Origin of the sequence: Streptomyces sp. NBC_00459 (assembly GCF_036013955.1) — a bacterium.
GTDB lineage: Bacteria > Actinomycetota > Actinomycetes > Streptomycetales > Streptomycetaceae > Streptomyces.
Genome location: NZ_CP107903.1, coordinates 3424572 through 3445291 on the forward strand (window position 1 = coordinate 3424572; position 20720 = coordinate 3445291).

At 72.1% G+C, this 20720-nt stretch carries 20 protein-coding genes; 11 read left to right on the forward strand and 9 right to left on the reverse strand.

All coding sequences use genetic code 11. The features are described from left to right. Positions 1–27 precede the first annotated feature (27 nt). The 5 genes from OHN74_RS14710 to OHN74_RS14730 all read right to left on the reverse strand — a co-directional run bounded on the left by OHN74_RS14710 (position 28) and on the right by OHN74_RS14730 (position 3376). On the reverse strand, positions 28–534 hold the full coding sequence (locus tag OHN74_RS14710; RefSeq protein WP_327695023.1) for a hypothetical protein: 507 nt from the start codon (positions 532–534) through the stop codon (positions 28–30). Positions 535–736: 202 nt separating this feature from the next. Next, complete coding sequence (locus OHN74_RS14715) at positions 737–1231, reverse strand: DUF5949 family protein (protein ID WP_327695024.1); 495 nt, start codon at positions 1229–1231, stop codon at positions 737–739. Between the two features lie 152 nt (positions 1232–1383). Continuing rightward, a complete protein-coding gene (locus tag OHN74_RS14720) occupies positions 1384–1674 on the reverse strand; it encodes a hypothetical protein (RefSeq protein WP_327695025.1) in 291 nt (96 codons plus the stop codon). Positions 1675–1903: 229 nt separating this feature from the next. Further along, a complete protein-coding gene (locus tag OHN74_RS14725; RefSeq protein ID WP_327695026.1) occupies positions 1904–2857 on the reverse strand; it encodes a hypothetical protein in 954 nt (317 codons plus the stop codon). 279 nt (positions 2858–3136) lie between these two features. After that, entirely contained in the window at positions 3137–3376 is a 240-nt protein-coding gene (locus OHN74_RS14730) for a chaplin (protein ID WP_006382607.1), read from the reverse strand. A 338-nt stretch (positions 3377–3714) separates the two neighbouring features. Between OHN74_RS14730 and OHN74_RS14735 the strand changes: the two genes are divergently transcribed. Genes OHN74_RS14735 through OHN74_RS14775 form a run of 9 tightly spaced genes read left to right on the forward strand, consistent with a single transcriptional unit; the run spans position 3715 to position 14308 of the window. Then, entirely contained in the window at positions 3715–4830 is a 1116-nt protein-coding gene (locus OHN74_RS14735; protein ID WP_327695027.1) for a DUF3344 domain-containing protein, read from the forward strand. 45 nt (positions 4831–4875) lie between these two features. Further along, positions 4876–6057, forward strand: a complete 1182-nt coding sequence (locus OHN74_RS14740; protein WP_327695028.1) for a glycosyltransferase — start codon at positions 4876–4878, stop codon at positions 6055–6057. Further along, on the forward strand, positions 6054–7502 hold the full coding sequence (locus OHN74_RS14745; protein ID WP_327695029.1) for an exopolysaccharide biosynthesis polyprenyl glycosylphosphotransferase: 1449 nt from the start codon (positions 6054–6056) through the stop codon (positions 7500–7502). The genes OHN74_RS14740 and OHN74_RS14745 overlap by 4 nt, the downstream gene beginning before the upstream one ends. Positions 7503–7507: 5 nt before the next feature. Continuing rightward, on the forward strand, positions 7508–8845 hold the full coding sequence (locus OHN74_RS14750; protein WP_327695030.1) for an O-antigen ligase family protein: 1338 nt from the start codon (positions 7508–7510) through the stop codon (positions 8843–8845). Then, complete coding sequence (gene murJ, locus OHN74_RS14755; RefSeq protein ID WP_327695031.1) at positions 8842–10596, forward strand: murein biosynthesis integral membrane protein MurJ; 1755 nt, start codon at positions 8842–8844, stop codon at positions 10594–10596. Before OHN74_RS14750 ends, murJ begins: the two co-directional genes overlap by 4 nt. Positions 10597–10642: 46 nt before the next feature. Beyond that, positions 10643–11332 (forward strand): polysaccharide deacetylase family protein, encoded by a 690-nt coding sequence (locus OHN74_RS14760; RefSeq protein WP_327700124.1) that lies wholly within the window; start codon positions 10643–10645, stop codon positions 11330–11332. A 5-nt stretch (positions 11333–11337) separates the two neighbouring features. After that, complete coding sequence (locus OHN74_RS14765; RefSeq protein ID WP_327700125.1) at positions 11338–12498, forward strand: glycosyltransferase; 1161 nt, start codon at positions 11338–11340, stop codon at positions 12496–12498. Further along, positions 12495–13139 carry a lipopolysaccharide biosynthesis protein gene (locus OHN74_RS14770; protein ID WP_327695032.1) on the forward strand — a complete coding sequence of 215 codons (645 nt, stop codon included), beginning with the start codon at positions 12495–12497 and terminating at the stop codon, positions 13137–13139. The genes OHN74_RS14765 and OHN74_RS14770 overlap by 4 nt, the downstream gene beginning before the upstream one ends. Further along, complete coding sequence (locus tag OHN74_RS14775; protein WP_327695033.1) at positions 13136–14308, forward strand: GNAT family N-acetyltransferase; 1173 nt, start codon at positions 13136–13138, stop codon at positions 14306–14308. The genes OHN74_RS14770 and OHN74_RS14775 overlap by 4 nt, the downstream gene beginning before the upstream one ends. Before the next feature lie 22 nt (positions 14309–14330). On the opposite strand, the gene OHN74_RS14780 is transcribed toward OHN74_RS14775, so the two are convergent. Continuing rightward, positions 14331–15671: a glycoside hydrolase family 26 protein gene (locus OHN74_RS14780; protein ID WP_327695034.1), complete on the reverse strand. Its 1341-nt coding sequence runs from the start codon at positions 15669–15671 to the stop codon at positions 14331–14333. A gap of 207 nt (positions 15672–15878) precedes the next feature. Here OHN74_RS14780 and OHN74_RS14785 point away from each other — a divergent pair, with 207 nt between their 5' ends. After that, a complete protein-coding gene (locus OHN74_RS14785) occupies positions 15879–17207 on the forward strand; it encodes a carboxylate--amine ligase (RefSeq protein ID WP_327695035.1) in 1329 nt (442 codons plus the stop codon). After that, positions 17207–18475, forward strand: a complete 1269-nt coding sequence (locus OHN74_RS14790) for an NAD(P)-binding domain-containing protein (RefSeq protein ID WP_327700126.1) — start codon at positions 17207–17209, stop codon at positions 18473–18475. The genes OHN74_RS14785 and OHN74_RS14790 overlap by 1 nt, the downstream gene beginning before the upstream one ends. A 167-nt stretch (positions 18476–18642) precedes the next feature. On the opposite strand, the gene OHN74_RS14795 is transcribed toward OHN74_RS14790, so the two are convergent. The 3 genes from OHN74_RS14795 to OHN74_RS14805 all read right to left on the reverse strand — a co-directional run bounded on the left by OHN74_RS14795 (position 18643) and on the right by OHN74_RS14805 (position 20647). After that, positions 18643–19596, reverse strand: a complete 954-nt coding sequence (locus OHN74_RS14795; protein ID WP_327695036.1) for a hypothetical protein — start codon at positions 19594–19596, stop codon at positions 18643–18645. Positions 19597–19699: 103 nt separating this feature from the next. Further along, a complete protein-coding gene (locus OHN74_RS14800; RefSeq protein ID WP_164313046.1) occupies positions 19700–19927 on the reverse strand; it encodes a chaplin in 228 nt (75 codons plus the stop codon). A gap of 312 nt (positions 19928–20239) precedes the next feature. Beyond that, positions 20240–20647, reverse strand: coding sequence for a rodlin (locus OHN74_RS14805; protein WP_327700127.1), 408 nt, complete (start codon positions 20645–20647; stop codon positions 20240–20242). Positions 20648–20720: the final 73 nt, after the last annotated feature.

Sequence of the window (20720 nt, forward strand, 5' to 3'; positions counted from 1 at the left end):
AGGGTCCAGTTCGTCAGCTCCCTGTCGCTACATGGAGCCGAGCCCCAGAACGCCGGTGGGGGCCGTCTGCAGCAGCGGGGTGAGCACGGCGGCCTGCGGTTCCTTGAGCGTCGGCAGACCGAACACGTCGGGGTTCGACGCGGTCATCGGGGTGTCCACGGACAGTCCGGGGGTCAGGGTCCGCAGGTCGGCCGCGGGAACACTGAGGCCGGCCTGGTCGAAGCCCTTCCCGAGCACCTGGGGCAGCGGTGCCTCGGCCGACAGACCGGGCAGCGCGGCGCCCATCGGCACCTGCGGCAGCGCGCTGGCCGGAATCATCTGTCCCTCGACGTACCGCGGTCCCTCGGGCACGCCCGGCGTCAGCAGGGGCAGTTCACCGCCGACCTTGGGCAGGCTCACGTTGAGCGACTTCTCCACGCCGTCCAGCGGGACGGGTACGGGGACCGTGTCGGCCGCGACGGCGGGGGCCGCGCCCACCGCCGCCGCCACGCCGGTGAGGACAGCGGCGGCAAGGATTCGAGTGGTCGACTTCATGACAAGTACGGTCCTTTTCAGGAATCAGGGGGTGTTCGTCCGTATCGCGTAACGATCCCGAGAACCGCATCAGCTCAAGATTCCCCCGTGTGGTGCATTAGTCGTCCGATCAGCCCGGAACAGCGGCCCCCGGTCCGGACGGCCGACCTGCCCGTCCGGGCCTCGGACTTCGCCGCTCGCCCCACGGCTGTTCGCTCGGCCGTCAGCGCAGGCTGCGGGCCGGGAGGATGACGTGAGCGGCGGCGGTGAGGGTCTCGTCGGCACCCGCGAAGGCGGCCAGGGCCTCCGGCTCGATGGGCTTGCCGGGCTGGGCCTCGGGCCAGGGGCGGGTGGTGAACACCAGGTAGGCGAAGCCCCGTTCGGCGACCGCGGTGAGCCACTCCGGGGGCGGGGTGCACTGGGCGTTGAGCTGCGGCATGTTGACGACGGCCGAACCGGACTCGACGAGCAGGCTGACCGGCAGGCTCGGCTGGGTGGAGCCGTCGACGATGTCGCCGCCGACCGGCAGACCGGTGTTGGCGAGGAGCTGCTCGACGGCGACGGCCGAGGCCTCCGGGCCGCCCTCGCCGTCCCCGAGGGAATAGGCGAGGAGGTAGGGCATGTCGCCGTCGGGGGCCTCACCGCTCCAGGCCATCACGACGAGCGTGCCCAGGTCGGCGATGCGGAAAGGGCGCGTTTCGCTTGAGGTTGAGGTCACCGCGGAACCTTATCGACGGGATTTGACTCGTCCGGCCGCGTTCTCACTCGACCGGGGGATTTCCCGCCGGTATCCACACGAAAGAGGGACGGTACTCGAACAACACGAAGGACCGATTCCGCGCGGCGGAATCGGTCCTGTCGAAACCCGTGTCAGCCCTGGAGGGGGAGTCCGCCGAGCAGCCCACCGGTCGAGTTGAGGGCGGTCGTCGCACCCTTCACCGTGCTGAGCGCCGAATCCTTGTTCTCGGTGTCGAGCGCGTTCGACTGGTGCTGGAGCGGCTGCACCTGCTCCAGGTCGAGGGGGCCCTTGGTGAGCGTGTTGACGGCGCCGTTGAGGCTGGTGGGCGTGAGGTCGGCGGTGTCGTAGGCGAACGCGGGCGCGGCAGCTCCGGCGATGACCAGGGACCCGGCAACAACAGCGGCAGCCTTCAGGGACTTCATCGTGTTCCTTTCTTCGGCAACTCATGTCACCAGAGGGAATTCTGTCGCCTTGCCTAACGAGCCCCGGTCGCGGCGGAAACCCCGTAAGCAGAAATTTCTGCGGCGCAGGTGATTCCGGAACACGGAATGCGTCTCAAAGGATTGACGCACAAACGAAAATGACACACAAACAAAAGAACGGTCGTTGTGCCGACCCCGCGTGGGGTCGGCACAACGACCGGCAAGGGGCCTAGTCGGCCGACAGCGGCAGGGGCGGCACCGGGACCGGCAGCGGCGGCACCTCCACCGGCAGCTTGGGCAGCGGCGGCAGACCCGCCAGGTCCGGCGCCGGCAGCCCGCCACCGAGCAGGGTGGCGGCGACGAACCCGACGAGGCTCGTCAACACACCGGTGACGGCCGGGCCGACGTTGGCGACATCGCCGGACGTGACTGCCGTGAGCAGCGTGTCGACCGACTTCTGCAGCGCGGCGAGCGCGTCCCCCACGATGTCGAGCGGGCCCTTGCCCGCCTTGCCGTTCTTGAGGCTCATCGGGAGTGTGGCCGCGGGCGGCAGCGCGGGCTTCGCCGGGAGAACCGGGGTCGCCGGCGGCGCCGGGACCTCCGGGGTCACTGGCAGCGCCGGAGCCGCAGGAACCTCAGGAGCCGCCGGGAGTGCCGGGGCCGCCGGAACCTCAGGAGCCGTCGGAAGGGCCGGAGTCGCCGGAACCTCCGGGGTCGCCGGCAGAGTCACCGGCAGAGTGGCCGGGACCTCAGGAGTCACCGGCAGGGCCGGGGCCGCCGGGATCTCAGGAGCCGCCGGAAGGGCAGGAGTCGCCGGAACCTCAGGAGTCACGGGAAGTGCCACCGGCGGAGTGGCCGGGGCCGCCGCCGTTGCCGCCGCGATGGCCGCCTTCACGGCGTCGACCAGTTTCGTCGCCTCGTCCAGCGGCAGCTGACCGTTGTCCGCCTTCTGTACGGCGGCCAGCAGATCGGTGACGGGTTTCAGTACGCCGCCCAGGTCGCCCAGCGACTTCACCTGCGCGAGAAGCGCGTCGGCATTGGGGACGGGCGCCCGCGAAGCCGCGTGGCCGCGCTCGCGAGCCGCGTCGCCGTCCGCCGCCAGGGCGGCCGGTGCGCCTATTCCGAGCAGGAGGGTGGCACAGAGTGCGGTCGACGCGATACGCCGTGCGGGCAGAGCACGCATGGAGGTTTCCTTTCGGTGGTGCGGTGGTGTGTCGGACGGTGTGTCCGCCGTCGGATCCACCGTCAGATCCACCGTTGCCCTCTGCAACCGGTCACATACGCAAAGTGACGACCCCTCGGTCGGATCCCGTACATCATTGCTGGTGAGGGCACGCGTCAAGGCCCACCCGGCGAGTTGGCCGCCCGGCCCGCCATTCGGGGCAAACACCGGAGAACGCGAACCGGCCACCCTCCCCGGAAAGGGGAGAGCGGCCGGCAGAAGGGTCCGCGCCGACTTACGTCAGTCGTTGACGCAGGTGTTGCCGAACGCCGGGTTCAGCAGACCGATGACGTTGACGGTGTTGCCGCAGACGTTGACCGGAACGTGGACCGGGACCTGCAGGACGTTGCCCGACAGGACGCCCGGGGAGTGGGCAGCGGCGCCGTGCGCGTCGCTGTCGGCGGCGGCGACACCGGCGGTACCCGCCACGGCGGCGACGGCAACGGTGGAAAGGGCAAGGCCCTTCGCGATACGCGACATGGAGAAGTGCTCCTTGGGAGTTGTCACAAACAGCCGGGCGGGGATGCCCGGCGCTGTGTCAACGCGTGGCACGCGCCCGGGTTGTGCCGCCAATGGGGTGATCTCTCGAATCGCTCGGCTGCACGATTACGACACAGTCGCCATTAATCACCAATAAATACGCATAGCGGTCTAGAGTGACTCACCTTCTGCCAGCCGCCCCGGAGTCGCCCAAGAGGTAGACCGCCACCCCGACTCCGTCGCGCGAAACAGACCGGGAGTGCCTGCGGCGAACAAGTGATCTCCAGATCTTCCTTACGTCGGTCCACGACCTCTTTCCCGAAAGGGCAACACCGGTCATGCCTAATTCCCCGGGTCTTCTGCTGCGCCGTGCGATGGTGGGCGCTTTTGCCCTCGCCGCGATCTGGGCTCCGGGAGGTTTGGCGACGGCCGCACCACCCCCCGCCGGGGAGAAGGAGTCGGAGCGCCTCGCGTTCACCCAGCGGTACCGCGCGCTCCAGCACGGCGGGATCGTCCGCGCGGCCAACGCGTCCATCAGCTGCCGGGCCACCCTCGGGACCTGCGCGGGCATCCGCAGGGGCGAGCGCCTGGTGCCGACAACGGGCGGCGCCAGGGCGGCGGTCAACGGCGACCTGGACATGTTCTACGTCGACGTCGACAGCGACCCGAACACGTACAACTCCAGCCGCGCGGAGGTCCGGGTACCGCAGGGCGGCCGGGTCTCGTACGCACGGCTGTACTGGGGCGGCAATCTCAAGGTCGGGGAGCAGAAGCCGCCGAAGGACAACGGGCGGGTGCTGATCGCCGAGCCCGGCGGCCAGTACAAGGAGCTGCTCGCGGACTCGGTCGTCGGGCACCGGGTGGCGCACGGAGCCGACGCGTTCCAGGCCTCCGCCGATGTCACCGAGCTGGTCCGGGAGAGCGGTTCGGGGCTGTACACGGTCGCGCAGGTCAATGTGGCGATGGGGAAGTCGGCGGCCGGGGCGTGGGGCGGCTGGACGCTGGTCGTGGCGTACGAGAACGCGGCGGAGCCGCTGCGGCACCTCGCCCTGTGGGACGGGTTCGACGCGCTGAGGGACCGGACGGGTGACGGTTCGTTGGTCCGGTTGGCCGAACTCCCGTTCCCGGCGGGCGCGAACGGGCGCGCGGGCCTGGTCGCCTACAACGGGGACCGCGGCAGCACCGGTGACTCCCTGACGGTGTCCGCCGCAGGGCGCACAACCGCGCTCGGGAACGCGGCCAACCCCCTCGACGACGTGCTGAATTCCACGATCGGCGGAGCCGTCTCGGAGCGCGTTCCGGCGTACGCGAACACCCTCGGCTACGACTCCGACGTGTTCGAACTGGGTACGGCGCTGCGGCGCGGTGGTGACCAGCTGGCCTTCCGGCTCGTTTGCCAGCGGGACGCGGCGTGGGCCGGCGCACTTTTCGTGGCCGTCGACGCCCGGCAGTAGCCGAGGTGCGTCCGGCACCGCCACCCGTGAGCGAGGAAACCGCGCATGCAACTGATCGCACCGGACCCAGGGCCACGGGTCCTGCACGTCACCCAGCCGGTGGACGGCGGGGCGCCCCGGGTCGTGACGGACCTGGCGCGGGCCCAGCTCGCCGCCGGTCTGCACGTCACGGTCGCCTGCCCGGACGGCGGTGACCTCGCCGCGCGACTGCGGGCGCTCGGCGCCGACGTACACCCCTGGCACGCGACCCGCTCGCCGGGACCCTCGCTCGTCGGGGAGGTGCGGCGGCTGCGGCGGGTGGTCGGGGCTGTGCGGCCGGATGTCGTGCACGCGCACAGCGCGAAGGCCGGGCTCGCCGCCCGGCTGGCGGTACGGGGGCGGGTGGCGACGGTGTTCCAGCCGCACGCCTGGTCGTTCGAGGCGGTCGGCGGACCCACCGCCGCACTGGCGCTCAAGTGGGAGCGGTGGGGCGCGCGTTGGGCCTCCCGGGTGGTGTGCGTGAGCGACGCGGAACGGGCCACCGGGGTGCGCGCCGGGATCGCCGGGCAGTGGCGGGTGATCCCGAACGGGATCGACACGGAGCGCTTCCAACCGGCTCCCGTGGACTCCGTACGGGCCGGGATTCCGCTGCTCGCGCAGGTCGATCCGGCCGCCCCGCTCGTCGTGTGCGTGGGGCGGCTGTGCCGGCAGAAGGGGCAGGACGTGCTGCTCCGGGCATGGGGCGAGGTCGCGCGGCGGGTGCCCGGGGCGCGGCTGGTGCTCGTCGGTGACGGTCCGGAAGCCCCGCGGCTGCGGGCTCTCGCCCCCGACTCCGTGCTGTTCGCGGGGGCCGTCACCGACGCCGTCCCCTGGTACCGGGCCGCCGATCTGGTCGTCCTGCCCTCGCGGTGGGAGGGCATGGCGTTGGCGCCGCTGGAGGCGATGGGCTGTGGGCGGGCGGTGGTCGTCACCGATGTGGACGGCGGGCGCGAGAGTCTGCCCGCCGCTCTCGCACCGCGCTGTCTGGTGCCGGCCGAGAACCCGGCCGCGCTCGCCGGGACCGTCTCCGAACTGCTGCTCGACCCCCCACTGCGTGAGTCGCTGGGGCAACTGGGGCGCCGACACGTCCTGTCCGCGCACGACGTACGGCGTTCCGCCGAGGCCGTCGCGGATGTGTACCGCGAGCTGATCACCGCGCACGCCGTGCGGCCCGTGCGCGCCGAGTACAGGGAGTCCATCCACTCGTGACTGCGGAAAGTACCGTCCCCTCCCCCGGCGGAGGGCCGCGGGAGCACGGATTCTCGACAGTGTCGGCCGTCTCGGTCATCCCGCCCCGCGGGTCGGCGGGCGGCTTCAGATTCCCGGCCGGCCGGCGTCCCGCGCCCCGGCCGGCCTCCCCGCTGCCGCTGCTCGCCGTCGACAGCGGCGCCGCCCTGCTCGGCGCCCTGGCACTGACCGAGCCCCAGCGTCACCCCGTCCTCGTCGGCGTGCTGCTGCTCGGTGTGGTCGTGCTGAACGCGCGCGCCTCGCTCTACCGGCCCGGGTCCGTGCCCGCGTTCCTCGACGAACTGCCCGCCGTCTGCGGCCGGATCGCGATGGGCTGGCTGGCTCTGGCCGCCGCGGTCGGGGCGTACGCGTCCGCCGACGCGCTGTCCGCCCGGACGCTCGTCCTGGGCTGCGGGGTACAGGTGGCGGCGAGTGCGGCGGGCCGCGCGACCGTCCACTGGCTGCGGCGCCGGGCGCTGCTGCGCCGTCCGCACACCGCTCTCGTCATCGGCCCGGCCGGCACCGCCCGGCGCGTGGCCGCCGCGTTCCTGCGCCATCCGTCGTGCGGGGTACGGCCGGTGGGGCTCGTCACCGACCACCCGGACGGCGGGGCGGGCCTGCCCGTGCTGACCACCGGCGAGGAGGTCCAGCGGGCACTGATCCAGAACGGCGTCCGTGCCGTCCTCGCCGTCCATCCCTCGGTACGGGCCGAACAGGGGCCGCTGCTACGGGCGTTGGCGGAGTCTGGCTGCACGGTGTGGGAGATCGACGCCGAGTCGCCCTCGTACGAGAGCGCCGAACGGCTCGCCGGGTTCTCCTGCCGACGGCTCGCGATGGTGCCGGACCGGCCGGGCAGCCTCGGCAAGCGGCTGCTCGACGTCCTGGTCTCGGGCACTCTGCTGCTGCTGGCCTCGCCGCTGCTGCTGCTGTGCGCGGTGGTGCTGCGGCTGACCGGCGGCCGGGGTGTGGTTTTCAAGCAGGAGCGCATCGGCATGGACGGGCGCCCCTTCACCCTCCTCAAGTTCCGCACCCACCGCCCGGTCGACGAGATGGAGTCGGCGACCCGCTGGAGCGTCGCCGACGAGCAGCGCATGAACTGGTTCTGCCGCCTCCTGCGCCGCACCTCGCTGGACGAGCTCCTCCAGCTGTGGAACGTCCTCTGGGGCGACATGAGCCTGGTCGGGCCGAGGCCCGAACGCCCTTACTTCGTGGGCAAGTTCAGCCAGACCTACCCCGGTTACGCGGCCCGCCACCGGATGCAGACGGGCATCACCGGGCTCGCCCAGATCCACGGGCTGCGCGGCGACACCTCGATCGAGGACCGCTGTCGGTTCGACAACGCCTACATCGACAACTGGTCGCTGTGGCAGGACATCTGCATCCTGCTGCGCACCGCCGCCACGCTCGTCCGCCCGACAGGAAGCTGAGCGCAGTGAGCCACAGCCCCACGCTGACGTTGCCGCGCCGAGCGCCCTTCCCGTACCTCGCGTCCTTCGCTCCGCTGCTGCCCGTGATCCTGGTGATCGCCCTGCTCGCGCTGCCGGCCGCGCAGGGCACCGACGGCGGCGCGACCCCGGCCGACGCGGTCTCCGGGCTGGTGGTCCTGTACTGCGCGGTCCGGCTCGTACGGGAACGGCGGCGACCGCTGTCCCGTACGGCCGCCGTGGTGCTCGGGCTGCCGGTGGTCGGGCTCGCGGTCGCGGCCGTCGGGGCGTCCTCTCCGGCGGCCGGGATCGGGGGGCTGGGTCGCTACCTCCAGATCTTCGTACTGGTACCGGCGTCCGTGCTGCTGCTGGTCCGGGACCGGCGCGACCTCCGGGTGCTGGCCTGGGCGTTCGTCGGGTTCGCCCTGTTCCAGGGGGCGGTCGGGGTGCACCAGTTCATGACCGGGACCGGTGCCTCCTACCAGGGTGAGGAGATCCGGGCGGTGGGCACCTTCGGGCCCGCCGACGTGATGGGCATGGCGACCGTGGTGGCCTTCGGGCTGATGTGCGCGCTGGGGCTGGCACTCGGGTCGGCCGCCGCCCGGCAGCGGGCCGTGGCCGCCGGGTGCGCCTTGGTGCTGCTCGCGCCGCTCGCCGTCTCCTTCAGCCGGGGCGCCTGGATCGCCACGGCGGTGGCCTGCACGCTGCAGCTGGTGCTGGCCGGGATGCGGCGGGCGCTGAAGGTGGGCGCGGTGGTGACCGCGTCGGCGGTGATCCTGGTCGGTGGCCTCGGCCTCGGTTCGGCGATGCTCCAGGAGCGGATCAGCAGCATCACCCAGGTCACCGACGCTCCCGACCAGTCGGTCACCGACCGGTACACGATGTGGGCGGCGGCGACCGACATGTGGAGCGAACACCCGCTCACCGGCGTCGGGTTGAAGGGTTTCCCCGAACACCGTGACGGACACGCCTCGTTGGCCCTGTCCGCGGGCAGCGACACGGAGGGCGCGGGCGCCGCGTACCGCAAACAGCCGCTGCTGTCCCCGCACAACATGTATCTGCTGGTGCTCAGCGAGCAGGGGCTCATCGGGCTGCTGGCCCTCGGGGGCAGCTGGCTGGCGCTGCTGGTGTGCGGCCTGCGGGGGCTGGCGCGGGCCCGGCGGTCGGCGTCCGGCGGGCTCGACTGCGCCCTTGTCGCCTGTGGGCTGCTGATCTGGCAGTTGATCGACTTCCTGTACGCCGACATCGGCGGGCCCGCGACCGTGCTGACCGCCGTCGCCTTCGGGCTCGTCGCCTGGTGGGCCCTCGTCGGTGGCGACGACATGCCCGAGGCCTCGGCGCGATGAACGCGACGCCTCCTCGGACCGAGGGAGAGACCAGGGTGACGCTGCCCGCGGCACGCGCCGCTTCGTCGGCCGCGAAGGGGAGCGCAGAAGAGGGGGACGGCAGCGAGCCTGCCGAACTAGCCCCCGTTTCGGGCAAGTTCCTCGCCAAAGCCACCCTCATCACGGCCGTCCTCTCGGTCGCGGGCGCCCTGCTCGGGCTGGTCCGGGACCAGTCGCTGGCCCGGCTGTTCGGGGCCGGCAGCGACACGGACGCCTTCCTCGTCGCGTGGACCGTGCCGGAGTTCGCGGCGACGCTGCTCATCGAGGACGGGCTGGCCTTCGTCCTGATCCCGGCCTTCAGCATGGCGCTGGCCCGGCGCGCCCAGGGTGCCCCGGGCGATCCGGTCAGGGCGCTGGTCGCGTCGACGCTGCCCCGGCTGGCGCTGGCATGCGCGGGGGTCGGCGCGCTGCTGATCGCCACCGCTCCCTACCTGGTCGAGGCGCTCGCCCCCGGCCTGCCCGACCCGTCGCTCGCCATCGACTGCACCCGCCTCACCGCGACCTGCGTGTTCAGCTTCGGGCTCGCCGGGTACTGCAGCGCGGCCCTGCGCGCGCACCGGCGGTTCCTGGCGCCGGCGGCGATCTACGTGGCCTACAACACCGGCATCATCACGGCGATGTTCGTGCTGGGCGGGCGCTGGGGGGTGCGCTCGGCGGCGGTCGGGGTGGCGGTGGGCGGCGCCTTGATGGTCGTAACCCAACTTCCTTCTGTTCTAAGGCAGTTGCGGCGGCGCAGGTCGGCCGTGCCGGAAGAGATCGTGGTGGACGAGGCCTCCGGGGCGCCGATGGCCTTCGCGCTGGTCGCACCCGTGCTGCTCTTCGCGCTGACCCGGCAGTCGCAGGTGCTCATCGAGCGGTTCCTCGCCTCCACCCTCCCCGCCGGAGCCATCTCGCACCTGAACTATGCGCAGAAGGTGGCGCAGATCCCGATGACGCTGTCGCTGATGCTGTGCACGGTCACCTTCCCGGTGGTCGCGCAGGCCATCGCGGAGGGCGACACTGAGCGGGCCCGCAGCCGGGTGGAGCGTGACCTCGCGCTGGCCGCCTGGGTGGTGCTGCTCGGCGCGGCGTCGGTGATCGCCTGTGCGCCGCAGGTCATCGAACTCCTCTTCCAGCGCGGCGCGTTCACCTCCCGGGACACCGAGGCGACGGCCACCGTGATGCGCGTGTACGCGGTCGGGCTGCTCGGGCACACGCTGGTCGGCGCGCTCGTCCGCTCGTACTTCTCCTCGAACCGGCCCACCTGGTACCCGCTGGGCGCGATGGCCGCGGGCATCGTCGCGACCTCGTGGATCGGCGCGTGGACGGTCGGCCCGTGGGGGGTGCGCGGCATCGCAGCCGCCAACGCCGCCGGGATCACGCTGTCGGCCGCCCTGCTGCTGTACGGGATGGGCCCGCGCAGTGTGCCGATCCGGACCCGGCAGGTGCTGGCCGAGCTGAGCAAGCCGGTGCGCGCGGCGGTGTGCGCGACGGCCGCCGGGGCGTTCGTGACCAGCCGGATCGACGGGCCCGTGGCGGGACTCGCCGCCGGTACGGCGACCGTCACCGTCGTCTACTTCCTGCTCGGCCGGCTCATGCGGGCCCAGGCCGTGCAGAGCTTCGTCCTCGCACTCAGTTCCGTATGCTCCATGACCCGAAGGCTTCCCCATGCCCGCAAGCGCACCCGCGCCCACGCCCGCCCCCGTACCCGCCGCCGCGACCGGGTCCGATGACCGCGGCCGACGAACCGCCCGCCAGGGTTCCGTCCCCTGGGTGGCGATGTACCACTCGGTGGGCGACTGCTCCGACGACCCGTACCGCATCACGGTCACGCCCGAACGCCTCGACGCCCAACTGCGGTGGCTGCACCGGCGCGGGCTGCGGGGTGTGGGGGTGGCCGAGCTGCTCGCCGCCCGTTCCCGGGGCGAGGGGCGCGGGCTCGTCGGGCTGACCTTCGACGACGGGTACGCCGACTTCCTGACCGACGCCCTTCGGGTGCTGAAGCGTTGGAACTGCGGCGCGACCCTCTTCGTCCTCCCGGGACGGCTCGGCGGGGAGAACGCCTGGGATCCGCTGGGCCCGCGCAAACCGCTGCTGACCGCGGACGGCATCCGCGCCGTCGCCGAGGCCGGTGTCGAGATCGGTTCGCACGGGCTGACGCACGTCGATCTGACGAAGGCCGACGACGAGCTGCTGCGCGCCGAGGTCGCCGAGAGCAGAGCGCTGCTCTCGGAGTTGAGCGGTGCTCCGGCGGAGGGGTTCTGCTACCCCTACGGGACCGTCGACCAGCGCGCCGTCGACGCCGTGAAGGCTGCCGGTTACGGATACGGCTGCGCGATCGACCCGGGCCCGCTGAACGGCGTCCATGTCCTCCCCCGCGTCCACATCGGCGAGAACGACACCGCCGTACGCCTGCATCTCAAGTACCGGCTGCACCGGCTGCGGCGCCGACCGGTCGAGGGGGCGTGACGGCGGTGAAGGCCCTGCACATCATCACCGGACTCGGGGTCGGCGGCGCCGAGCAGCAACTCCGGCTGCTGCTGCGGCACTTGCCGGTCGACTGCGATGTCGTGACGCTCACCAACCCCGGCTCGGTCGCCGACGGTCTGATCGCCGACGGCGTCCGGGTCGTCCACCTCGGCATGGCCGGCAACCGGGATCTCGCCGCGCTGCCCCGCCTGGTGAACGTCATCCGCTCGGGCGGCTACGACCTCGTGCACACCCACCTCTACCGGGCCTGCGTGTACGGCAGGATCGCCGCGCGGCTGGCGGGCGTACGCGCGATCGTCGCCACCGAGCACTCCCTGGGCGACTCGCAGATGGAGGGGCGGCGACTGACCGCCGGGGTCCGCGCGCTGTACCTGGCCGGCGAACGGCTCGGCCGCACCACCGTCGCCGTGTCCCCCACGGTCGCCGAGCGGCTCCGCCGCTGGGGTGTGCCCGCGCCGCGGATCGAGGTCGTCCCCAACGGCATCGACCTGGCCCGCTTCCGCTTCGACCCGGTCGCCCGCCGCCGCACCCGAGAGCGCCTCGGGCTGCCCGAGGGGGCTTACGTCGTCGGCGGCGTCGGACGGCTCGCACCGGGCAAGCGCTTCGGCGACCTCATCGGCGCCCTGGCGCAACTCCCCGACGACTACTGGCTGTTGCTCGTCGGCGGAGGCCCCGAGGAACACGTCCTGCGGCGCACCGCGAACGAGGCCGGCGTGGCGGACCGGGTGCTGTTCACCGGCGAACGGCCCTACGTACCGGACGGCACCCCCGGCCCCGACCTGCCCTCCCTCACCTCCGCGATGGACGTGCTCGCCTCCCCGTGCCCGGAGGAGGCCTTCGGCCTCGCGGTCGTCGAGGCACTGGCCGCCGGACTGCCCGTCCGGTACGTCTCCTGCCCGGCGATCGAGGACCTTCCCCCGGAGGCCGCCGAGGGCGCCCGGCGCGTACCAGGCGGCGCGGACTCCTTCGCGCGCGCCCTCGCCGAGGCCCGCGCGCTGGGCCCACGGGACCGCACGCCCCCCGCCGCCGCCCACCACTACGACATCACCCGCAGCGCCGCCCAGCTCATGGACGTGTACGCGGCGGCCACCCCCTCCACGACACCGTCCCCGTCCCCGTCACCTCAGGGAGCCCCATCCTCATGACCGAGAACGCCAGCAGAGTCCCCCACCGCATCCGCACCCGCATCCTGCCCGCGTGGTACCTCCTCGCGGCCAGCGCCGTGACCGGCGGCCTCCTCGGCGGTGCGTACGGCACCTTCAAGGCGCCCGCCTACACGGCCACCAGTTACGTGGTCGCCGTACCGACCGAGAAGTCCGACCCGGCGTCCGCGCTCGGTTTCGCGCAGGCCTACGGGCGGGTCGCCACGCAGCTCGCGGTGCTCGGGGACGCCCAGGTGTGGGCGGGCGTACCGGTGTCGACGCTGCGCAAGAGCGTGCAGACGGCGACCTCACCCGACGCGCCCATGGTCGCCGTGTCGGCCACCTCCACGCGCCCCGACCTCGCCGCCGACATGGCGAACGCCGTGGCCCGCTCCCTCACCCGGCACGCGAACGACACCAAGGAGTCCACCCACGTGGAGCTGCTCCAGTTCTCGCGCGCGGTCAAGCCGGCCGAGCCGTCCTCGGCCCCGGCCGCGGTGACCGGACTGGTCGGCGCGAGCGCGGGCGGGCTGCTCGGCGGGCTGGTGCTGCTGGTGCGGCCCCGCCGACGTACGGAGGAGCCGGCGCCCGCGGCCTCCGTACCGGGCCCGGCCGTCGCCGCCGACTCACATGGCCAGCTGTGACGGTCACGACCACGGGCGCCCTGCGCACCGAAGTCGTCAGCGACGAGGCCGCCTTCGCCGAACTCGCCCCGGCCTGGGGCCGGTTGTACCGGCGGTGCGGTGCGGCGACCCCGTTCCAGAGCCATGCCTGGCTGCACTCGTGGTGGCTGTCGTACGGCGTCCCGGGCCGGCTGCGGGTCGTCGTGGTCCGCGATCCGTCGGGCGAACTCCTCGCCGCCGCCCCGCTGATGCGCGTTCACCGGCCACTGCCCGCCCTCGTGCCGCTCGGCGGCGCGATCTCCGACTACGGTGACGTGCTCCTCGACGACGACACGGCCGACGAGGCCGCCGCCGCCCTCGCCGAGGGCCTCTCCGGCGCAGCCCGCACCGCGCTCATCGATCTCCGCGAGGTACGCCCGGGAGGCGCGGCCGAACGCGTCTACGAGCGCTGGCGCGGCCCGCGCCGCCAGGTCAAGGACTCCCTGTGCCTGGAGCTGCCCGCCGTCTCGATGGACGGACTGGTCTCCCGCCTCCCCTCCGCCAAGGCCCAGCGGGTCCGCGCCAAGCTGCGCAAGCTGACCGCGCTCGGCGTCGAGCGCCGCGCCGTCCGCCCCGAGGAGGTCGACGCGGCCCTGGCCCGTCTCCTCGAACTGCACCAACTCCAGTGGCAGGGACGGAAGGTGACGTCCGAACACCTCCAGCCCCGGTTCCGCGAGCACCTGGCCCGGTCGGTCGGGCCGATGGTGCGCTCCGGGGACGCCGTGGTCACCGAGTTCCGCCTCGACGACAGTGTGGTCGCGGTCGACCTGACGCTGCTGTCGGGACGCCTCGCGGGCGGCTATCTGTACGGCGCCCACCCGGGCCTGCGGAAACGGAAGGCGGACGTCGCCGTGATGCTCCTCGACGCCTGCGCCCAGCACACGGGGGCGGGCGGCCACAGCACGCTGAGCCTGCTGCGCGGTGACGAGCCGTACAAGCACCACTGGCGCCCCGAACCCGTCGTCAACAAAAGGCTGTTGCTGGCCCGGCGGCTGACGGCACCGCTGATGTCGGCGGTCGTGTGCGATGTCGCCGCCCGCAGCCGGGGCAAGGAACTCCTGCGCCGGCTGCGGGAACGCGACGGCAACGGAAGCGGAAGCGGAAGCGGCGGCGGCGGCGGGGAAACCGGCAACGGTGGCGGCGGATCGTGAACGACCCGCCGCCACCGGGCGGTCACCTGCTGCGCGACCACCAGTCGAACTTCAGGCACAGCTTCCCGCCCATCCAGTACTCCACCCAGTCGCCCAGATCCAGCGGCGAGCAGTTGGACGGTGGCAGCGGCACGGGCGGGACGACCGGATCCGTGGGCTTCGGCGGCTGCGGGGTCGGGACCGGGGGCACCGGCGGCACCGGTGTCGGGACAGTGGGCTCGGTGTCCTTACGGCCCGTCAGGACCTGGCGGTACACCTCGGACGCCTTCGGATTGCTGCCGCACTGCCACACGCCGTGCGGGCAGTAGTCGGTCAGCGTGTTGTACAGCGGCTTGTGCTCGTCCATCCACGCGAGCATGCGCCGCATGTACTCCGGATTGTCGCCGTTGCGGAACAGTCCCCATTCCGGATAGGAAATGGGCTTTCCATGGGCCTTGGCGAAATCCACATGCGCCTGAAGACCGTACGGCTCACTCACCTGCTCGTCGAATGACAGCCCCCTGGGCTGGTCGTACGAATCCATGCCGATGATGTCGACCGTATCGTCCCCCGGATAGCACTGTGGCCACGGAATGGCGTCCTTGCCCCGGGTCGGATTGAAATCGAACCGGAATTTCTGGCCCGGCACCGCCCGCATGGTGGTGACGATCCTGTTCCAGTACCTCTTCCAGGCCTCCGGGTCCGGCCCACAGCGATGGGTGTACGTAATGCCGTTCATCTCCCACCCGAGCACGATGACCGTGTCCGGGATCTTCAGCTCGACCAGCCGCTGGGCCAGGGCGCGGAAGTGGTGATCGTAGAGACCGGCGGCGCCACGCCTCAGCTGCACCCGGACCTGACGGTCGGAGACACCCTCCTCGTTGCGCTCCAGCATGGGCACGTTGAGGACGAACAGCCGGTCCTCCTCGGCCCGCCGCCAGTCCGCCCACACGTCGAGGAAGCCGGGCAGCCCCTCGATGTTGCTCCACCGGTCACCCGGCAGATAGGTGTGGCCGACGCTGAGATCGGCACCGCCCAGCCAGCGGCTGAGCTCGGCGATCCTGGCCGTGCCCCGGGTGCCGTCGTAGTCGACGTACGCACCGAAGGAGGGGAGCCGGGGCGCCTTGGGCGGCTCCGGGGGTACGGGCTTGGGCGGCTCGGGAGCCACCGGGGGTTCGGGGACCACGGGAGCGACCGGGGCCACTGTGCCGGTGGGTGGTGTCGGTTGAGTGACCGTGACCGTGTCCGGTGCGGGGACGGGAGGATCGGCCACCCCCGCGCCCACGGCGTGTCCCTGCCCCGCCACCAGGACGGCCGACGCGGCGACCGCCGCCGCCAGGAACGCCAGCCGTCCGGTGCGGGCCCGTCGCTTGTGTGGGGCCATGCCTGCTCCTTCCTCCACGCGCGTACTCCCTGTTCTCACACTGCCTGTTTTTCGCACTGCCTGTTTTTCGCACTGCCTGTTCTCGTCCTGCCTTTTCACCTACTGACACTCAGTCATATGAGTATGAATTCCGCCACCGCGCTTGAGACTTTCGAGTGTTCTGCTCGCCCGCACGAGTGAACCGACCCGAAGGAAACCCGAAAACACATGTCCGTTTCGCTGCTCGACAACCGCGTCCCCGCCGTCCTCGTGCGGACCGACCTGAATCCCTTTCACCACGGAACACTGGGCGCCGTACGCTCTCTCGGCCGGGCGGGCGTCGACGTGCACCTGATCGCCGACGTCGGCGGAAGTCCCGTACGCAGATCCCGCTTCGTCCGCCAACTGCATCCGCCGCCGCTGCCCGGTGCCGCCCCCGCCGACATCGCCCGCGCACTCCTGCGGGTGGCCTCCCAGATCGCGCGGCCCGGTGTGCTGATCCCGCTCGACGACGCGAGCGCCGTCGCGGTGGGCCGGGCCAGGGCCGAGCTGGCACCCGCCTTTCTGCTGCCGCAGCAGCCCGGCGCACTGGCCGAACGGGTGGCCGACAAGGCCGAACTGGCCGCCGTGTGCGCGGCCGTGGGCGTGCCGCACCCCCTGACACTCGTCCCGGACAGCGCGGCCGAGGCCGCCGCCATGGCCTGGCACCTCGGGCTGCCGGCCGTGGCGAAGTGGAGTCGGCCGTGGCTGCTCCCGGCCGACAGCGACCTGCGCAGCACGGTGGTCGTACGCTCGGCGCGGCAGGCGCGCGAGCTGTATCTGCGCACGGAGGAGGCGGGCTGCCGACTGCTGCTCCAGTCGTTCCTGCCGGCGGGACCCGACCTCGACTGGTTCTGCCACGGGTACGTCGACCGCACCGGGACCGTGCGGGGCGGCGGCACCGGCCGCAAACTGCACGCGTGGCCGCGCGGGGCCGGGCTGACCGCGGTGGGCCACTGGACACCGAACGCGCAGGTCCGGGCGCTCACGGACAGCGTCGTCGGCGCACTGGGCTACCGGGGCATCTTCGACCTCGACTTCCGCCGCTGCGCCACCACCGGCGACTACCACCTGCTCGACTTCAACCCGCGCCCCGGCGCCCAGTTCCGGCTCTTCACCGACACGGCCGGGCTGGACGTCGTACGGGCCCAGCACCTCGACCTGACCCACCGTCCGCTGCCCGAGGGGGTGCCGCGGCCCGAGCGGGCGTTCGTGGTCGAGAACTACGCGCCGCTCAGCGCGCTGCGCCCGGCGCCGGCCGGCCGCGAACTGGCCTGGCACGCCCCGGACGACCTCGCGCCCGGCTGGGCGATGTGGGCCCTGTGGGCCCGGCACGCCGTCCGCCGCCTGCCGACCCGGCTGCGCCGGCTCTGCGCACGGTCCGAACCGGACGACACGCAGGCACGCGTGGTCCGGCAGGCGGTGGCCGACGCGCCACAGCCACAGCCACAGCCACAGCCCGGCGGTTCTCTGACCGAGGGGTCCCTGACCAACGACGAGAAAGCGAACAGTTGCTGATGTACGACCTGCTGGTGGTGGGCGCCGGCCCCTACGGCCTGTCCATCGCCTCCCACGCCGCCGGCGCCGGACTCCGGCTGCGAGTCCTCGGCCGGCCCATGGCCTCCTGGCGCGACCACATGCCCCGGGGCATGTACCTCAAGTCCGAACCGTGGGCGTCGAACCTGTCCGACCCCGACAACCGCTGGCGCCTCGACACGTACTGCGCCGGTCAGGGCGTCAAGGCACGGCACGGACAGCCGATCCCGCTGGAGATGTTCGCCGCGTACGGGCAGTGGTTCGCGCGCAACGCCGTGCCCGAGGTCGACGAACGGACGGTGACCCGGGTGACACCCGTGCCCGGCGGTTTCGAGGCGGTGGCGGAGGACGGCGAGACGGTACGCGCCCGGACGGTCGCCCTGGCCGTCGGTGTGCTCCCCTTCGTAGAGATCCCGGCCACCCTCCGCGCTCTCGGCCCCGACCTGGTCTCGCACAGCAGCCACCACGGCGACCTCGACCGCTTCCGCGGCCGGGACGTCACGGTGATCGGCGGCGGCCAGGCGGCCCTGGAGACGGCGGCCCTGCTCGCCGAACAGGGCACCCGGGTAAGGGTGTTGGCCCGAGCGGAGCAGCTGCACTGGAACGACGTACCGCCACCGTGGGAGCGCCCCTGGTGGCGCTCGGCCCGTGCCCCGCACAGCGGTCTGGGCTGCGGCTGGCGCAACTGGTTCTACGCGGAACGCCCCGGCCTCTTCCACCGCCTCCCGGAACCGACCCGAGCCCGGATCGCCACGACCGCCCTCGGCCCGGCGGGCGCCTGGTGGGTGCGCGACCGCGTCGAACCGGCGGTGGAGGTACTCCTCGGCCAGGAGGTCGCGAAGGCCCGGGAGCTGACGGGCGCCGGCGGCGGCGTACGGCTGGACACGGTGACCCGGTCCGGCGAGCGGCGCTCCCTGGAGACCGAACACGTCATCGCGGCAACGGGGTTCAGGGCTACGTGCGACCGGCTGAGCCTGCTGGATCCCCGACTGGGCACCGGCCTGGGCGCGTCGGCGGACGGGTCCCCGGCGGTCGGTCGGCACTTCGAGTCCTCGTACCCCGGCCTGTTCCTGGCGGGCCTGGTCACGGCGTCCGGCTTCGGCCCGTCGATGCGCTTCGTACACGGCGCGACGTTCACCGCGGAGACGCTCGTACGAGGAGTACGGCGCCGGCTGCGGGCGGAAGCCCGGGCGGGCGGCGGAACGGTACCGGGGCAAGGGCGACGCGAGGGGGTGCGCTCCGCCGGGTAGGCGGGTCTGCGGGTTCCCGGTAGGCGGGTCGCCTTCTGCGGGCCGGTTGGGCGGGGCTCGCCCACGCGACGGAACCGCAGATCGATACGGCCCCGCGCCACTGGACGAGCCCCGCGCCTCATACAGGGCGCGGGGCTCGTCCAGGTGCCAGCAGCCTTACAGGTGCCTCACTCGTGGGCGCCGGGCCGGCTGCGCCTGCCCCGGCGGTACAGGATGATGCCACCGGCGATCATCGCAACACTGACGGCCGAGGCCGCGATCAACTCCTCACGACTACCCGTCGGCGGCAGGTGCGGCGGCTTCGTCGGCGGGGTGGTGGGAGGCGTGGTCGTCGGCGGGCCCGTGGGGGGCTTGGTCGGCGGCAGCGTGGGCGGCTTCGTCGGGGGACCCGTAGGGGGCTTCGTCGGCGGCAGCGTCGGAGGCTTCGTCGGCGGAGTCGTGGGGGGCTTGGTCGGCGGGCCCGTGGGGGGCTTGGTCGGCGGCAGCGTGGGCGGCTTCGTCGGGGGACCCGTAGGGGGCTTCGTCGGCGGCAGCGTCGGAGGCTTCGTCGGCGGAGTCGTGGGGGGCTTGGTCGGCGGACCCGTGGGCGGCTTCGTCGGCGGCAGCGTCGGAGGCTTCGTCGGGGGACCCGTAGGGGGCTTCGTGGGCGGCAGGGTCGGAGGCTTCGTCGGCGGAGTCGTGGGGGGCTTGGTCGGCGGACCCGTGGGCGGCTTCGTCGGCGGCAGCGTCGGAGGCTTCGTCGGAGGGCCCGTAGGGGGCTTCGTCGGCGGCTTCGTAGGGGGTTTGGTCGGCGGCAGCGTGGGCGGCTTCGTCGGCGGAGTCGTGGGGGGCTTCGTCGGAGGCTTCGTCGGCGGGGTGTCGCCGTAGCCGCCGGGATTGTCGCCGTGGCCGTTCCCATGGCCGTGGCCGTTGCCGTTCCCGTTGCCGTAGCCGTTGCCGTTGCCGTTGCCGTTGCCGTTGCCGTTGCCGTAGCCGGGGTCGTCGTGCGGGGCTCCGTGTGCAGCCGGGCTGTTGGTCGCCCTGCCCGCGTCGGCGTCGGCGAGGGCGGAAATGCCGTACAGGGACAAGAGGCTCGTCGCGGCGGCCGCCACGACCATCCCCCTGCTCAGACTCTGTCGCATTCTGATTATCTTCCTGCTGGGAGAGGTGAGAAAAAGCCGGCCTTGGCACCGAAAGGCTCTCCAAGACCGGCCCAGACACCGCCGAACGGCTGGTGCTACGACGTCAGTCGTTGACGCAGGTGTTGCCGAACGCCGGGTTCAGCAGCGCGATGACGTTGATCGAGTTGCCGCACACGTTGACGGGAATGTGGACGGGCACCTGGACCACGTTGCCGGAGAGCACACCCGGGGAGTTGGCGGCGAAGCCCTCCGCCTCGGCGTCCGCGAAGGCCGGGGCGGCCATTCCGAGCGCCATGATGGCGCCCGCGATGACAGCAACGCTCTTCTTCATGAGGTTTCCCTTCTCTGCGGTCATGCCCATATGTCGGCCGAAGACCGAGCGAGCACAGCATGAACGGCTCGCACCATGACCGGCAGTTGTAAAACGAGGGATAGACAGCCGAAGAAACTACGGAACGTGGTCCCACAGGTAATTCACTCGAACGCCCCGAAGCGACAGAAAACACAGTCCACACGAAAGGCTTAAGGAAATCGGGGAGATGACAAAAAACGGACAGCCCCCGCACCATGTGCGGAGGCTGTCCGAGCTGCGATTATGAGCGACCGGACGAATGTTGACGACCAGTCAGCAGACGGCGACAGATCAGCTGTTGCCGACACCGTTCCCGGACAGGACCGGAATGTCGCTGAGGACGTGGGCCAGCGGCTCGTCGCCCTTGGCCTGCGTCGAGTTCTCGGCGCACTGCTGGTTCTGCGGGGCCGACAGGATCGGAATGTCCTGGACAGCGATCGGCACGACGCCAACGATGGAGCCCACGTTGCCCTTGACGGGCAGACCGACACAGAGCTTGTTCAGGGTGCCCTGAGCCAGGCTCATCTGAGGGCTCATGTCGCCCTTGGTCACGGAGTTGCCGAACTTCGAGACAGCACCGTTCCCGCTGACGGACGTCGTGCCCCCGTCGTCCGCTGTGGCAAGCGCCTGAGGGGCGGTCGCCGCCGACACTCCGACGACAGATGCGGCTACCGCCGCCGCGGCCATTGCCTTCTTCAGCATTTCGCTTTCCTTTCCTGGCAGAGACACATGTTCCTGCTCTCGCCATCAACCGGATGCGCGGGGATTGGTT

What these genes read in the sequence shown, in the direction of transcription:
- OHN74_RS14710 (WP_327695023.1), bottom strand. Translation starts at nt 534, where the DNA reads ATGAAGTCGACCACTCGAATCCTTGCCGCCGCTGTCCTCACCGGCGTG.
- OHN74_RS14720 (WP_327695025.1), bottom strand. Translation starts at nt 1,674, where the DNA reads ATGAAGTCCCTGAAGGCTGCCGCTGTTGTTGCCGGGTCCCTGGTCATC.
- OHN74_RS14725 (WP_327695026.1), bottom strand. Translation starts at nt 2,857, where the DNA reads ATGCGTGCTCTGCCCGCACGGCGTATCGCGTCGACCGCACTCTGTGCC.
- OHN74_RS14730 (WP_006382607.1), bottom strand. Translation starts at nt 3,376, where the DNA reads ATGTCGCGTATCGCGAAGGGCCTTGCCCTTTCCACCGTTGCCGTCGCC.
- OHN74_RS14735 (WP_327695027.1), top strand. Translation starts at nt 3,715, where the DNA reads ATGCCTAATTCCCCGGGTCTTCTGCTGCGCCGTGCGATGGTGGGCGCT.
- OHN74_RS14740 (WP_327695028.1), top strand. Translation starts at nt 4,876, where the DNA reads ATGCAACTGATCGCACCGGACCCAGGGCCACGGGTCCTGCACGTCACC.
- murJ (WP_327695031.1), top strand. Translation starts at nt 8,842, where the DNA reads ATGAACGCGACGCCTCCTCGGACCGAGGGAGAGACCAGGGTGACGCTG.
- OHN74_RS14760 (WP_327700124.1), top strand. Translation starts at nt 10,643, where the DNA reads ATGTACCACTCGGTGGGCGACTGCTCCGACGACCCGTACCGCATCACG.
- OHN74_RS14770 (WP_327695032.1), top strand. Translation starts at nt 12,495, where the DNA reads ATGACCGAGAACGCCAGCAGAGTCCCCCACCGCATCCGCACCCGCATC.
- OHN74_RS14780 (WP_327695034.1), bottom strand. Translation starts at nt 15,671, where the DNA reads ATGGCCCCACACAAGCGACGGGCCCGCACCGGACGGCTGGCGTTCCTG.
- OHN74_RS14785 (WP_327695035.1), top strand. Translation starts at nt 15,879, where the DNA reads ATGTCCGTTTCGCTGCTCGACAACCGCGTCCCCGCCGTCCTCGTGCGG.
- OHN74_RS14790 (WP_327700126.1), top strand. Translation starts at nt 17,207, where the DNA reads ATGTACGACCTGCTGGTGGTGGGCGCCGGCCCCTACGGCCTGTCCATC.
- OHN74_RS14795 (WP_327695036.1), bottom strand. Translation starts at nt 19,596, where the DNA reads ATGCGACAGAGTCTGAGCAGGGGGATGGTCGTGGCGGCCGCCGCGACG.
- OHN74_RS14800 (WP_164313046.1), bottom strand. Translation starts at nt 19,927, where the DNA reads ATGAAGAAGAGCGTTGCTGTCATCGCGGGCGCCATCATGGCGCTCGGA.